This is a genomic window from Bradyrhizobium sp. sBnM-33 (assembly GCF_032917945.1).
Classification (GTDB): Bacteria; Pseudomonadota; Alphaproteobacteria; order Rhizobiales; family Xanthobacteraceae; genus Bradyrhizobium.
This window is the reverse complement of record NZ_CP136624.1, coordinates 8471170-8485149: the sequence shown is the minus strand read 5'-3', so window position 1 is coordinate 8485149 and position 13980 is coordinate 8471170. Positions and strand designations below refer to the sequence as shown.

11 protein-coding genes and 2 pseudogenes are annotated in these 13980 nt (G+C 58.3%); 7 read left to right on the top strand and 6 right to left on the bottom strand.

The window, feature by feature from the left end; genetic code table 11:
- Positions 1 to 82: 82 nt before the first annotated feature.
- Together RX328_RS39810 and RX328_RS39805 are read right to left on the bottom strand one after the other, a co-directional pair.
- The gene (locus tag RX328_RS39810) at positions 83 to 1441 is read right to left on the bottom strand and encodes a saccharopine dehydrogenase family protein (RefSeq protein ID WP_213246676.1); all 1359 of its coding nucleotides are present in this window, start codon (positions 1439 to 1441) and stop codon (positions 83 to 85) included.
- A 104-nt stretch (positions 1442 to 1545) separates the two neighbouring features.
- Positions 1546 to 2193 (bottom strand): helix-turn-helix domain-containing protein, encoded by a 648-nt coding sequence (locus RX328_RS39805; protein WP_213246677.1) that lies wholly within the window; start codon positions 2191 to 2193, stop codon positions 1546 to 1548.
- A 110-nt stretch (positions 2194 to 2303) separates the two neighbouring features.
- Here RX328_RS39805 and RX328_RS39800 point away from each other — a divergent pair, with 110 nt between their 5' ends.
- The 6 genes and pseudogenes from RX328_RS39800 to RX328_RS39780 form a co-directional block, all read left to right on the top strand.
- A complete protein-coding gene (locus tag RX328_RS39800; protein WP_213246678.1) occupies positions 2304 to 4337 on the top strand; it encodes a hydantoinase/oxoprolinase family protein in 2034 nt (677 codons plus the stop codon).
- Positions 4338 to 4340: 3 nt separating this feature from the next.
- Positions 4341 to 6017, top strand: a complete 1677-nt coding sequence (locus RX328_RS39795; protein ID WP_213246679.1) for a hydantoinase B/oxoprolinase family protein — start codon at positions 4341 to 4343, stop codon at positions 6015 to 6017.
- 39 nt (positions 6018 to 6056) lie between these two features.
- A complete protein-coding gene (locus RX328_RS39790) occupies positions 6057 to 7265 on the top strand; it encodes an ABC transporter substrate-binding protein (protein ID WP_213246680.1) in 1209 nt (402 codons plus the stop codon).
- A 45-nt stretch (positions 7266 to 7310) separates the two neighbouring features.
- Positions 7311 to 7933, top strand: a pseudogene (locus tag RX328_RS44015) (aldehyde dehydrogenase family protein); the annotation flags it as partial.
- 55 nt (positions 7934 to 7988) lie between these two features.
- Positions 7989 to 8186, top strand: a complete 198-nt coding sequence (locus RX328_RS44010) for an aldehyde dehydrogenase family protein (RefSeq protein ID WP_410734087.1) — start codon at positions 7989 to 7991, stop codon at positions 8184 to 8186.
- Positions 8187 to 8704: 518 nt separating this feature from the next.
- Positions 8705 to 8871, top strand: a pseudogene (locus tag RX328_RS39780) (aldehyde dehydrogenase family protein); the annotation flags it as partial.
- Between the two features lie 515 nt (positions 8872 to 9386).
- Here the strand turns inward: RX328_RS39780 and RX328_RS39775 are convergent.
- From RX328_RS39775 to RX328_RS39760, 4 genes are all read right to left on the bottom strand, one after another.
- Positions 9387 to 9758: a DUF1330 domain-containing protein gene (locus tag RX328_RS39775; protein ID WP_213246683.1), complete on the bottom strand. Its 372-nt coding sequence runs from the start codon at positions 9756 to 9758 to the stop codon at positions 9387 to 9389.
- Complete coding sequence (locus RX328_RS39770) at positions 9759 to 10526, bottom strand: helix-turn-helix transcriptional regulator (protein WP_213246684.1); 768 nt, start codon at positions 10524 to 10526, stop codon at positions 9759 to 9761.
- A 178-nt stretch (positions 10527 to 10704) separates the two neighbouring features.
- Positions 10705 to 11913, bottom strand: coding sequence for an ABC transporter substrate-binding protein (locus RX328_RS39765; protein ID WP_213246685.1), 1209 nt, complete (start codon positions 11911 to 11913; stop codon positions 10705 to 10707).
- A 65-nt stretch (positions 11914 to 11978) separates the two neighbouring features.
- Complete coding sequence (locus RX328_RS39760; protein ID WP_213246686.1) at positions 11979 to 12980, bottom strand: NAD(P)H-dependent flavin oxidoreductase; 1002 nt, start codon at positions 12978 to 12980, stop codon at positions 11979 to 11981.
- Positions 12981 to 13219: 239 nt separating this feature from the next.
- On the opposite strand from RX328_RS39760, the gene RX328_RS39755 reads away from it, so the two are divergent.
- Complete coding sequence (locus tag RX328_RS39755; protein ID WP_213246687.1) at positions 13220 to 13972, top strand: SDR family NAD(P)-dependent oxidoreductase; 753 nt, start codon at positions 13220 to 13222, stop codon at positions 13970 to 13972.
- Positions 13973 to 13980 lie beyond the last annotated feature (8 nt).

Genomic DNA, 13980 nt, shown 5'->3' with positions numbered 1-13980 from the left:
TCATGTCGCGTTGCGGGTTCGAGAACTTGATCCTGGTCGCCGGATTCAACGGTCACGGCTTCGCGCTGGCGCCCGCCGTGGGTCAGGTCATTTCGGGTTTGATTCTCGATGGCATCGCGCCGCTCGATCTCGATGCCTTCCGATTGTCCCGGTTTCCGAGGGGCGTCTGGATAGGCAATCCGGCGCCATGTGAGCTGAGTTGGAGGAATGCCCTTGAGGAACAATGGAGCCTGCCGCTACGCGGCAGGTTCGACGTCGATGTTTTCGTGGACCTCGAAGTGGCGCCGCTGCAACTCGGCCAAAAGGAGGGAACGTCATAGTACTCTTCCGGTCCCCAGACGCCGGCTTTGCGCTCTTTCGACAGCAGCAGTTGTACGCCGATCGAAAGGCCCATCGACGTGCCGGCATCGACAAAACCATCGAACGAAGGATGCGGGTGGCCGATCACAGCGAAATTCAGCGTGGTCTTTTTCCCTCCGCTGGTGCCGTGACCGATCGCGAGATGAATTTCGTGGCTCTGCTGTGCAGGAATGCGATGACGATTGGTGGCAATATTGCGCGCGATCACGGCTTCGAGGAACTCGGCCGGCGTGATCTTGGCGTTTCCGACCTTGATCGGTTGATCAAAGGCTCCGAACCCGGCCTTGATCAATCCTGTCCAGGCTTCGTGCTCCCGGTGCGGCAAATGCAGCTTCCAGGTGAATTCGCGAATGCCCTTCTCCCGAATACCTTCCGCGAAGGGTACGGTGAGTGGTTCAGAGTGTTGGGTATACATGAATTCGGTGCGGCCCCACGGTTCGGGCAGGAGAAGTATTTCCTTTCCGGATTGCGGAGCGACTTCCTTCAACGAGCCGTCGAGGAATTGCATCGAGGGATTGGCATATTCGCCGAGAATGGTGGAGACACTGTAGGGCGGCACAAGAATCGGATTTTCCTCTCCGACTAAGGTAGCGGCCCAATAGAGATTGATGCGATCAATCGTATCCAGCCGCTCAGCCACTGCCTTGCAGATCATATTGGAGACACCCGGATCGGCTCCGAGTCCCAACACGGCGGTGACGCCGGCCGCCTTCCACGCGTCATGTTGCTTCTTCTGTTGGACGGTGAAGACACCCATTCCACCGTAGTCGACGTAAGTGCGCCGGGCTCGCAGACACGCTTCGAAGATCGCCATCTGATGACCTGCGAAGGTGGGAACTGCGTTGATGCAGAGGTCGTGTTCCTTCAGCAACGCTGCCAGCTTCCCGGAATCATCGACATTGAGCTCGACGCCCCTGAGCCGTGGATCCGCAAGTTCGGCAACAAGCTTGTTGGCGCGCTCGGCAGCGAAGTCGGCCACTGTGATCAAGTCGATGGCTCGGGACGAGTAGGGTGCGACGAGGTCCCGCACCGTGCCGCTCGCCATGGCGCCGGCGCCACCCAGAACAAGTATTTTCGCCATCAGTTTTCCCTTTCGCCTTGCGAAGCCTCAAGCATCAAATATTTAGCCAAAGTGAAATTTATCAGCCCGAGCGGTCGCAATGCAAAGGGTTTTTGGGGGATGGATCAATAGATAGGCGGCGTGATGATCCAGTGGATGTAGGTCATCGTGGGGCCGGAATTGACGTAGCGGTGGGGCGTTTCCGAATTGAAGCTGAAGCTGTCGCCAGGATTGAGCAGATATCTTTGGGAGCCGAGGAAAAGCTCGAGCTGGCCATCGATGATGATCCCGAACTCCTGGCCTATGTGGCTGTCGAATTCGGTTCCTGACATGCCGCCGGGAAGGAGGTAGGCCACGAAAGCCTGTATTGGAGTCCCTTCCTCGGGTGTCATTATTTCCATGTGCATGCCGATACTGTCGAGATTTAGCACGCGTCTCATGTGCTTTCTCGTGATGTGACGGCTCTCGCCCGCATCTTCAGCGTCGGTCCTGGCGAAGAGGGAGCTCACGGAGACGCCGACAGCATCGGCGATCTGCCTGAGCGATCGCATCGAAGGTGTGGTCAGGCCCCGTTCGATCTGACTGATCAGCCCGATCGACAGTCCAGTGGCGTCCGCGACGTCCTTGAGGCTCAAATCTTTGCTCTTCCTGGCCTCCCGCAGAAGGCCGGCCAGGGCCGGATTGCGGGCCGGACTGCCCTTTGGGCTGGGCCTTTTCGGACCCGCTGGCGGGGTTAACCCTGACTTGCCCGCTTTTCGTTCGTCTCGCTTCATTTTCACTCTTGCTAAAATTTCAGGTTTCTGTCGTACTCCACCGGGAAGGCGAATTCCAGCCGGAACCGCCCCTTTTGGCGGTCCACTCAGTGAAGTGCGGATTTGCATTGATGATCAAGATGGCGATCGAGGTCGGGGGTACCTTTACCGATCTAATTTGGATTGAAGGCGATGACGTCCGTTCGCACAAACTGCCCTCAACCCCTCATGATGCGTCGGTCGGTGTGATCGATGGTCTTTCACAGTCCCTTGGCCCTAACCATCCCAAGCTGACGCACCTGTTTCACGGATCGACGGTGGCCACCAACGCGGTCATCGAGCGGAAGGGGTGCCGCGCGGCGTTTCTGGCGACCCGCGGCTTCCGCGATCTTTTGGTCTTGCAGCGACAGCTTCGTCCGAACGTCTACGCGATCGCCTGCAAAAAACCGGAGCCGTTGATACCCCTCAAGCGCTCCGTCGAACTGACCGAGCGCATGGACGTTTCTGGGCAAGCCGTTCTTTCTCTCGACGAAGACGAATTGTGTCGGACGATCGACCAGTTGATCGAAAAGGAAAAGCCCGAAGCGCTTGCGGTCTGCCTGCTGCACTCCTACCGGAATCCCGAGCACGAGCAGACAGTGCGGAGGATCGTGAACAAGCGCTATCCGGATCTACCCGTGGTGCTGTCGTCGGACGTGCTGCCGACATTCCGCGAGTACGAGCGGGCGTCGACAACGGTGATGGCGGCCTATCTGGTGCCGCTGGTCGGTCGTTATCTGCGCCGCCTCGAGGACCATCTCGGCGAGCGCGCGCCCGGCAGCGGTCTGTTCGTGATGCAATCGTCGGGCGGTGTGCTTCCAAGCTCCGGATCGCATGGCCGGGGCGTGGAGATGCTCAATTCGGGGCCGGCGGCCGGCGTGATCGGGGCGACGCGGATGGCGGACGTCACTGGTGATCGCAACGTCATTACGCTGGACGTAGGCGGAACGAGCGCGGATATCTGCCTCATTGCGAATGGGGTTCCCGGCATCACCGCCGAGACGGAAGTGGACGGGCTGCCGGTCGGTCTGCCCAGCGTCGACATCGCAAACATAGGCGCAGGCGGTGGCAGCATCGGATGGATCGACGAAGGCGGAATGCTGCAGGTCGGGCCCCGCTCGGCGGGCGCAAAGCCGGGCCCGGCATGCTACGGACACGGCGGCAGCGCTCCTGCCTTGACCGACGCGCTGGTGCGCCTTGGATTGATCCGGCCGCACCGTTTTCTCGGCGGCAGGATGACATTGCATCCGGAAAAATCCGACCAGGCGCTGAAGACGCTTGCTGAACCGCTCGGCCAGACCGTCGACGAAATGGCCCAGGCGATGGTCGAAATCAGCACCGCGCATATCAGCCAGGGAATGCGCCTCGTTTCGGTTCAGCGCGGCCACGACCCAAGGGATTATTCGCTCTACGGCTACGGGGGCATGGGGCCGATGATCAGCGCGCTCGCTGCTTCCGAACTAAAGATACGCCGCGTCGTGATTCCACCTTATCCCGGCTTGTTCTCCGCACTGGGTCTCCTCGTTGCCGACGTCAAGCGAATCTATCGCGAGACCCGATTCTTGCCCGTGGATGGCGAAAGCCCCCGGACAATCGCAAGCACATTCCGCCAAATGCAGCGCGAGCCGGAGTCGGAGTTCATCAGATACGGCTATGCGGCAGCAGATATCGTCTACGAATATGCGCTCGAAATGCGTTATGCGGGGCAGGGCTTCGAGCTCTTGGCGACGATCGACCTTGATCGCCTGGATCGCGAAGGCGTCGCTTACCTTCGCGAAGTGTTCGGCGCAGCTCACCAGGCCCGCTACGGCTCGACATCCCGCGCTGCGCCGATCGAAATCGTGACATTCCGTCTGACCGCGCAAGCGCCGACGCCCTCAACAGTGCTGAACTCGTTGACCAAGATGAGTGAAGAGAAAAGCGAGGCAGAAATCGAGAAGGGACAGATCATCTTCGGAGGCGGAAAAATCGCCTGTCGATTCGCCTGGCGCGGCAGTTTGGCTCCGGGCTCGGTCGTCAAGGGCGCCGCAGTGATCGAGGAGCCGACAGCAACAACGTTCGTACCGCCGGGATGGATACTCACCGTCGACAAGACCGGCGCGCTCATTCTCACTCCGGAATCCTAGATCATGCGCACGAATCTCAATCAAGCGACCTTCAACATCATCAGCCACGGGCTGCACGGCATGGCGCAGGAAATGGGCGAGAAGCTCGTGCGCTCGGCCTATTCCACCATCATCCGCGAAGCCAGAGACTGTTCGACGTCCTTTCTCGATCGCAATGGCCGCATCATCGCCCAGGCACAGTTTTGCCCGATCCACATGAACTCCTTCGGCAAGGTGTTTGAGGCGTTTGCCGCGAAGTTCGATCTCTCGACCATCAAGCCAAACGAAGGTCTGATTACGAACGATCCCTATCACGGTGCCCAGCACCTCAACGACATCGTTCTATTCACACCGGTTTTCTATCGTGACAAGTTGCTGGCGTTTAGCGCTTCGCTCGGCCATCACATCGATGTCGGAGGAGGCGCGGCCGGCCCCAACGCGAGCGCCACTGACGTGTTCTCGGAAGGCCTGCGTATCCCGCTATGCCGGTTCGACGTGGATCGCGATCTCGGCGACGGCCTTCTGGAACAATTCATCAGAATCAACGTCCGTCCGCCCGACGACGTTATGGGCGATATCTATGCACAGCTGGCCGCCAATCGGACCGGTCAGGCTCGCTTCATAGAGATGCTCGATCGATTCGGCGAGGAGACGGTGCTGGCTGCGGCGCGTGATCTTCAGGATTATTCCGAGCGGCTCGCCCGCGACGCCGTGCGCGCAATTCCTGACGGCGTTTATCGCGCGGAAGATTTTGTCGACGACAACGGATTCACAGCGGATCCATTACGGGTTGCCGTCAAAATTACCATCGATGGCGACGAGATCGAAATCGATTTCGACGGCAGCTCGCCGCAGACGAAGGGAATGATCAATTCACCGCACGCGTCGACGGTATCGGCGGCCTATGGAGCCATTGCGATCTTGCTGGGGGGAGGGCGCATTCCGGTGAATGACGGTCTCTATCGGCCGATCCGCTGCGTGAAAGTACCTTATGGATCGTTTCTCAATCCTAGCCAGCCCCTGGCGGTAAGGGCCCGCAACAACGCATGCCATCGGGTCTACAATTCGATCATGCTCGCGATGTCTGAAGTGGTTCCGGACCAGGTACTGACGTCCGGTCACGATACGACGAACGCGATCGGCATGGGTCATATGGGCTCCGATCGATACCGTGTCTACATGGAGGTCGTCGGTGGAGGGTGGGGCGCCTCGGCCGGCTCGGACGGGGCGGACGTCGTCGATGGCTACGTGGGAAATTGCTCGAATGTACCTGTCGAGTCGCTCGAGGCCGATTACCCCTTCATGCGGGTGGAGGAGTACGCGCTGCGCCGCGGCTCGGCCGGTGCGGGGAAACACCGGGGAGGCCTGGGTGCGCGACGGGTCTATCGCATCATGGACGATGGCGTAACGTTCAATTCCTACTCCGATCGGTTCAAGATACCGCCATGGGGATTGTTCGGCGGGAAGGCCGGCGCGAAATCCCGGTTTGTCGTGGAACGCGATGGCGAGCTGATCACGCTTCCGTCGAAAGGCAACACGGAGCTTTGGCGGGGCGATCGTCTCGTGATCGAGACCGCCGGCGGAGGCGGATATGGCGATCCCCGGGATCGCGACCCCAGGCACGTTCGGAACGATTGTGAGCAAGGTCTGGTCATGGCGGAGGACACCTCCGCGATGATCGATCGAAGCATCGTCCGATGAGATGGACGGCGCGTTTTCAGCAACGATGAGGCATCACCCATGATCATTCGGTACTGTGTCGCTATGAGCGTTGTGGCTTTGCTGGGGCTTTCCACCATCGTGCCCTGCGACGCCAAGATCGAGAAGGACGTCGTCAAGATCGGGATCCTCAACGATATGAGCGGCCCCTATGCCGACTTGGGTGGTCCGGGCTCTGTCGTCGCTGCACAGATGGCTGTCGATGATCTCGGAGGAGCTATCAATGGTGTGCCCGTGCAGATCATTTCTGCCGACCACCAGAACAAGGCCGATGTCGGATCGGCAACAGCACGTCGTTGGTTCGACGTCGACGGCGTCGATGCCATCGCCGACGTGCCGGTCTCGTCCGTTGCGTTGGCAGTGCAAGAGGTCGGCCGACGGGCTCGTCGCATCACGCTGATGCAAGGATCGACATCGGATCTTTCCGGGAAGGCCTGTTCACCCTATAGCACGGCGTGGCAGGACGACACCTATGCCTATTCGAAGGCCTCCGCACAAAACACTGTAAAGAATGGAGGCAAGACCTGGTTTTTCGTAGAAGCCGATTATGCGTTCGGCCATGCGTTGGAACGGGACGTCACGGCATTCATAACCGAAGCCGGCGGATCCGTGCTTGGAGTAGCGCGACATCCAATCAATACTGCCGACTTGAGCTCCTTCCTTCTGCAAGCGCAGAGTTCCAAGGCTCAAATCATCGGACTTCTGAACGGCGGGGCCGATTTGATCAATTCGATCAAGCAAGCCAAGGAGTTTGGCATCACCGACAGCGGACAGAAGCTGGTCGGATTTCTTGTGTATCTGACTGACGTCCACAGTCTGGGCCTGGATGCGACGAACGGATTGTTGCTTTCCGAAGGGTTCTATTGGGATCAGAACGACGTGGCTAGGACCTGGTCGAAGCGCTATTTCGAAAAAACCAAGCGAATGCCGACGAAGGAGCAAGCATCTGTCTATGCGTCCATCACGCACTATCTGAAAGCAGTGAAGAGCGCTGACTCAGTAGATGCCGATGTGGTCGCGGCGGAGATGCGAAAGGCTCCAGTCGACTATTTCGGCAATGCCGGCTCGATTCGCATCGACGGCCGGGTTCTCTATCCCATAACGTTGTACCAAGTGAAATCCCGCAGCGAATCAAGGGGGGCTTGGGACTACTATAAAGCGGTCGGAAATGTAGAGGCAGATCGCGCGTTTCGTCCGCTCAACGAAGGCGGCTGCTACCTGGTCAAGTGAGGTCAGCATACCGGCATCGCCGGATCCTGTGAAAGCTATCGGGCAATGCATCCGCTCTGGCACACCGGACACCGACCTGCCGGCTCTCACCGAATGCGGCATGCGCGTTCTGGCTGCCGTCGGGCTTGCAGTGAATCTTGGAGCAATTTGGCTGGCGAGCTAGGTCGGATCGGCAGCGCAGGTTGTGGCGGCGCATCTCGTAAGCGTCCAAAGCTCGATCAGGGAGACAAAGTGGTGAGATTTATTGGTCATCATGTCGGGGGGTCGACACTGGCAAGTAAGACTGATGTCGACTGCGCAGTGGATATTGCATCGAACGCATTCGAAGCTTGGGCTGATGCCGCGCCGCTCCGGCGCGCGCGTATCCTGAACAAGTTCCTGCGTCTCGTTGAGGATCGAACGTCCGAATTGGCGTCTGCTGTAACAAGGAACATGACAAAATCCACGCAGACACGGTGGGCGAAATGCAGCGTGGTCTGGAAGTCATTGAATTCGCGACCGGCGCCCCGCATCTGCTGAAGGGCGAAATCACCGAGAATGTCAGCTCCCGCATTGACAGCCATTCCGTCAGGCCGCTCGGCGTCGTCGCGGGCATCACGCCGTTCAATTTTCCCGCGATGGTCCCGATGTGGATGTTTCCGGTCGCGCTGGCGTGCGGAAACTGTTTCATCTTGAAGCCATCGGAGCGGGATCCGACAGCATCATTGCTGATTTGCCGACTGGCTGAAGGAAGCTGGTTTACCCGACGGTGTCTTCAACGTCATTCAAGGCGACAAGGAAGCAGTCGATGCGTTGCTCCACCATCCCGATACTGCGGCCATCAGCTTTGTCGGATCCACGCCCATAGCCGGGCGTATCTACAAAACCGCAGCAAAACATGGAAAGCGGTGCCGGCCCTTCGGTGGCGCGAAAAATCGGTAGTGTCTCAGTTTGAAATTTGCCCCGATTGACGCACCTGTCGCATTCCGACGCCGCCTCCTATATGCTTAGCCCTATGAACCGCCAAATAACCCCCGTTCTGCATCTTGATGAGTTGCAAGCATATGATGCCATGGTGGAGTTTCTTGACGCCTATTGGCGTCGTGACGGAATGCATTCTGACGACATAGCCATACTTCTCGGCGGCCTTTCAAGGTCTACCTGGACCGACAAATTTCCGAGCGATCCAGCAATGTGGGAAGACTGGATGAGGGCTGTTAGCAAGGTGAAAGGGGCTAGCTCCAATGCCAACCGAACCTAAAGGCGAGAAGCGCCCAGCCGACGTGATCGGCAACGCCGTCATGGTCGCGAAGATCTCGACAGGCGAGATAGAGGACAGCACCCCGGATGTGGTCTGAAAATGTCGGACGTCGTTGCTCTGATCGACGCGCGGGAAGAGCCTGCGGGTCCGAGGGCCTTACAAGAAAAAGGCCCCGAAATTTCAAACTGAGACACTACCGAAAAATCACATGATCATTTTGCCTGATGCGGACCTCGATCAGGCGGTGGACGCGCTTATGGGAGCGTCCTACGGATCGGCGGGGGAACGCTGCATGGCGATCTGCGTGGCGTCCCTGTCGGTCAGCGCACTGCGGACGAGCTTATTGCGAGACTGGCACCCAAAGTGGTCAAAGCGAATGGCGTGCTCTGCGTCAGCAGCCTTGGCGCCGATCAGGTCGGCCTGTCGCAGATGTTCGCAGGCGTCGTTCGGGTAGCAATGAGCGGTGTGCTGGACCGAACTGGCCGTGCTTGCCACCTGCTCACCGTACTGCGTGACCTCACGCGTCGCGCTCGATATCCGCGAAGTTGGCACGCAAAGCGTGATCTTCCGAAGTGCTCTCCACCGCGCATGCCGACGACGGCGAGCCCTGATCTATCACAGCCGCAACTACGCAACCCTCCGGCAAATGGCTTGATTCTGCCGGCGCCAAATTCCCGAGCCAATGGATCTGACCATGCTACGTACCGGTGCGCAATACCTGGAAGCCCTGAACGACGGCCGCAATATGTGAGTCGGCGATGATCATCCCGCAGCCGCTTTTTCCGAAACACCCAGCTAACGGGATGCCCTTTATGAACACGACGTTTGAAGTGCCGCGCGACCGTCTATTTTCCATCGGCGCGGCAATCAAACTCCTCGCGTTACATCAGACTGTCGATACGCTTCAGAGGTTGCAGCACGATATCAGAAATTGCTGCTACTCCAATCTTAAACGCCTTATGGTATTCCGGATCATCAATCATATTCTTGAATGCGGATCGGCGCGGATACTGAACCAGCACAGCGGCATCCCATTCCTGTGCTTGCCCTGTCGTGAGCACCGGCAGACCATCGCCGCCGAATAGGATTTTCGCACCAAATCGAGCCAGAATCGGCTTGGCCATTTGTAAGTATTCCAGATATTTCTCTCGGCCGCCATCGGGTTCGAATCGAAGCAGATTCAACATTATAACGGCTGAATCGTCGTCTCCAGTCAGGAAGGCGTCGATCGCGACAGGTGACAATGAAACCATTTATCTTTCCTTTGACATGGCACCGGGAGCGAGTGCACCCGTCAATTGGTAGCGTGTCGACGTGTCAGAAACTGTCAGGATCGAACGCCAGTCACGATCCTGCTGCCGCCACCGCCTCACGATCGATTGGCGTCGCCCGGGGTAGCGCTCCTCCGAAATCGTCCTGAGGTGCAAACGATCGACACGGAAGTGGCGGAAGGCCGATCTGTGTTCGCACCAAGCCGCCAGTACGCGCACGTCGTCGAAATAGACGATTGCGATCGGCCAGATGCTGCGATCCGATAACGAGCCGTGGGCGTCTTCGTAGCTGATCGCGACTTTGCGTTGCCGACGGATGGCATCTCGCAGAAGTGCGACCTGCGGAGGGTCCATGAGCTCAGACGCTGAGGCCGCGGTTACGAGAGCAGGTGGCTCATCGCTCGTCGAGGACCCGTTCTTTCTCGCGGAAAGTATTTTCGCCAAGGCGCTTTCGCTGCATGGTGCCAAGGCAGGATCGGCCCGCTGCCGCACCCAGCCTAGACCGAGTATCAACGCGTCCAGTTCGTCCGTTGAGAATGCGAACTCCGGAAGAAAAAATCCTTCTCTCAAACAATAGCCGATACCTGCTTGCCCCTCGATAGGCGCTCCCAGCGAACGCAACGTTTCAATGTCTCGGTATATGCTCCGCTGCGAGATACCCAGTTCACGCGCAAGATAGAGGGCCGTAACGGGCATCCTGCGTGCGCGCAACACGCTGATCAGTTCAAATAGACGACTCGTTCTGTACATATACCGAAACTTTCTCGACAAACGCCGTCCGCGAGATCAGGGCGGCGCAAACCTCCTTTTGAGGTGAAACTCCGTAACGCCCCGAGAGTGAGAGAAGGGCGGGGTATTCGAGCCGGAGCGAGAGTTGGCAGACGCACTGGCAATCTCCTCGCATTTACTAATCGCGGTTGTTTAGTGATCACGTTGTTGACCCGTCGATTAGATCGCCGAAGCGCTCCCAATGCGTGCCGGTCCACCTTTGAAGTTGCATTTGTCGTATCGGACGGAAATTTTTCGAGTCGGTGTTGAGCACAATGCCGGGAAGCAAGCACGAGAGCGCCAAATTGCGAATGTTCGTTGCCTCCTTCATGATGTTCTCACGCGAAAAATTCCCGTCGCACTGCTTGAGAACATGCAGCGCGGTCTCGGCGACGCTATAGGCGAAAACATAGTTCGAATCACCCAAATCCGCATTCGGCATGTATTGCTTCATAAACCTGCGGAATGCGTTCATGCCGGGGTCATCCTTCCAGACGGGATCGCCGTTGTCTTTCAGATAGCCGGTAGAAACGACGCCTATTGCCTTCTCGGGTCCCACAGGATTGATCACAGCCGCAACGGAAATCCCTGTGTTGGTGATCAACGTCAATGGCTTCCAGTTCAGTTCATAGATCTTTCTGATCGCCTGGGCCACGTACTTGGGCGTTGCCGTGATTACCAGAACATCGGCTCCAGAGGCGTGCAATGAGACGATCTGACTCTCAATTGTGGGGTCTTGCGTTTCGTACGTCGCCAGTCGGGCTACCTTCTTATCGAAGTTGCCTCCCCATACCGACTTCAGTCCTGCAACGTAATCCTTGCCGGCATCTTCCGCTGAGTGCAGCATGGCAACCCGTCCGTTCGGTCTCTCAGCATCGATATACCGCGCGTAGATTGATGCCTCGGTACGGAAAGTGGGCTGCCACCCAATCGACCACGGAAGCTTGTCCGGTTGGCTCCATTTGTCCACACCGGCCCCTACGAACAACTGCGGCACTTTTCGTTGGTTCATGTATCGCTGAACGGCCAACTGCGGAGCACTACCGATCCCGTTGAGTATGAACGCTACCTCATCGCTCTCGACGAGGCGCCGCGTTTGCTCGACCGTCTTCGGCGGACTGTAGGCATCATCGAGCGAGATGAAGTTGATTTTGCGTCCTGAAATGCCTCCGTTGTCATTTACCTGCCGGAAGTATGCGCTCAGTGCCTGGCCGATCACGCCGAACGCCGATGCAGGCCCGCTGTAGGGCGCCGTGTTGCCGATCTTGATTTCGGTCGAAGTAACACCGGGCGTCTCCGAAGCCGAGGCACGTCTATTGACTCCAAGAGCAGTAGCCGCCGCAAGCAAGAGTAGAGTGCGTCGATCCATGGCGTTTCTCCCTTTCGATTCATTATTTTCCAAGTCACGTCGAGTGTGATCGTGCGGCTAACGCACTACCGCGATAATTCAACTGCTGAAGTATCCGAAAGACTTGACCCGGCGGTCCGAACGTTTCCGTTGTGCCGATGGGGGTCTTGGTCTACCTGAAGTCGTTCCGCGGCCGAGAAATACTCATGCTCGGTTCTCTCGACCAACTCCGCAACTGTCGGAATATCGTCTATCGGGCCGACGCCCTGTCCGGCGCTCAGAATATCGCGCCAGCGCTTATGGTCAGATAGCAACTCCGCAAGACTGGCGCCCGGCTTGTCACTGCCAACGGGCTTGTCCGGAAGCGTTTGTCTCAGCCAGTTGGCCCCGAGACCATCGATTTCAGAGGAATATACGACGTCCCGGATGTCGGATTCGATTACCAGCTGCTTCATACGCTCGGATGCAATACTCTCCTTGGTGTTCACGAAGCGGGTGCCGATGTATCCGAGGTCCGCGCCAGCAGCTATCGCTCCCGCAAGGGAATGACCGTTACCGATACAGCCGGACAGGATAAGCGCCTTGTCGCCCAAGAGGGGTTTCAATTCGCCGATGAAGGCAAATGGATAATACGTGCCGGAATGCCCGCCGGCACCCGCGCACACGGCGATTATCCCATCCACATTCGCGTCGAGCGCCTTCTTTGCGTGCCGTACATTTATTGCATCGTGAAAGACAAGACCGCCATATGAGTGCACGGCGTCCGTCGCCTCTCTCGTTATTCCTATGGCGCTGATCAAAATAGGCACCTGATACTTAACGGTCAGCGCGAGGTCCTCCTCCATGCGCTTATGTGTGCGATGAACCGCGAACTGTATCGCCCAAGGCGCATCAGCGTCCGTAAGGCGCGATCGGATATCTTTCAGCCAAGCCTCGCATCCCTCGGAAGTGCGCTGATTGAGGCTTGGAAAGCTTCCTACCAATCCGGCTCGGCTGGTCGCGACCACCAGGTCAACGCCCGAGACCAGGAACATCGGCGAGGCTATGGCGGGGAGTCGCAAACGACCCTTCAAAGCGGGGGGCAGCATCCAGAACCTTCTCTGCTCGTTGCAAGTCGGCCGATAAACATGAAATACAATAAATTGACTATTGCGTCAATTGGATCGTATCGTGGTCGTTGCGGCCGGCTCCTCGATCGTCCAATCAAGGCCGTCGTTAGGAGAGTTGCGCCTGACGATCTGCATTTCCCGACAGCGAGGCTGGCGTGTTGAACTTGCTACCATCGAACGTCGCTGCTCCCAGGCCAGGACGACTGGAGGGTCGCCGCGTGCTTGTCGTCAAAACCGAGCAGTACGATGTCGCGCTTGCCGCGGCTCCCACAGAAGCGACAATGAGTCTTCTGTTTGCCCGCGAAGGCGCGCGGGTCGCGATTGCCGACGCCGACGAGAGAACTGCCATCGAGACTGTCGACCGGATCCGGAGGGATGGAGGAGATGCGTACGCCATAGGAGCCGATCTCGCCTTTGAGGCCGACGCAAGTTGGATGATGCGCGAAGCGCGCAAAGCCTTGGGAGGCGGCCTCGACGGGCTAGTATTGAATGCGGCCAGCGGAGGTAACGCCGAGCATCATCAACTCGATGCGCAGGAATGGACCCGCGTTTTCGATCTGAATGTACGTGGCCCGATGCTATGTTGCCGCGAAGCGCTATCGAATTTCAGGGACGGCGGCTCGGTCGTCTTCACCGCCTCGATAAATGGTCCTGCGACGGGCCGGAAAAGGATGGCGTACGACTCGGTCGGAGCAGCCATCGTCGGACTCATGCGAAACATCGCCGAGGAGGTGGCCCCGCGAGCTATTCGAGCAAATCTCGTCTATTGCGGCCCTCAATGCGCGCCGCCCTGCTTTGGCCCCGACGCTTACGCTCTCTTCGACCATGATCGCATGGCGTCTGGCAGCCGAGCAGCCGCGGCAGCCATCGCCAACGCGGCGCTGTACTTTCTCTCCGATGAAAGCGCCGGCGTCACCGCGCAGACACTCACGGTCATGCACGGACATGATCGCCTGAGGTTCGAAGATTGATGGGCGAT

Coding starts and splice junctions, on each gene's coding strand:
- RX328_RS39790 (WP_213246680.1), top strand. CDS start 6,057: ATGATCATTCGGTACTGTGTCGCTATGAGCGTTGTGGCTTTGCTGGGG.
- RX328_RS39800 (WP_213246678.1), top strand. CDS start 2,304: ATGATCAAGATGGCGATCGAGGTCGGGGGTACCTTTACCGATCTAATT.
- RX328_RS39770 (WP_213246684.1), bottom strand. CDS start 10,526: ATGTACAGAACGAGTCGTCTATTTGAACTGATCAGCGTGTTGCGCGCA.
- RX328_RS39805 (WP_213246677.1), bottom strand. CDS start 2,193: ATGAAGCGAGACGAACGAAAAGCGGGCAAGTCAGGGTTAACCCCGCCA.
- RX328_RS39795 (WP_213246679.1), top strand. CDS start 4,341: ATGCGCACGAATCTCAATCAAGCGACCTTCAACATCATCAGCCACGGG.
- RX328_RS39810 (WP_213246676.1), bottom strand. CDS start 1,441: ATGGCGAAAATACTTGTTCTGGGTGGCGCCGGCGCCATGGCGAGCGGC.
- RX328_RS39775 (WP_213246683.1), bottom strand. CDS start 9,758: ATGGTTTCATTGTCACCTGTCGCGATCGACGCCTTCCTGACTGGAGAC.
- RX328_RS39760 (WP_213246686.1), bottom strand. CDS start 12,980: ATGCTGCCCCCCGCTTTGAAGGGTCGTTTGCGACTCCCCGCCATAGCC.
- RX328_RS39765 (WP_213246685.1), bottom strand. CDS start 11,913: ATGGATCGACGCACTCTACTCTTGCTTGCGGCGGCTACTGCTCTTGGA.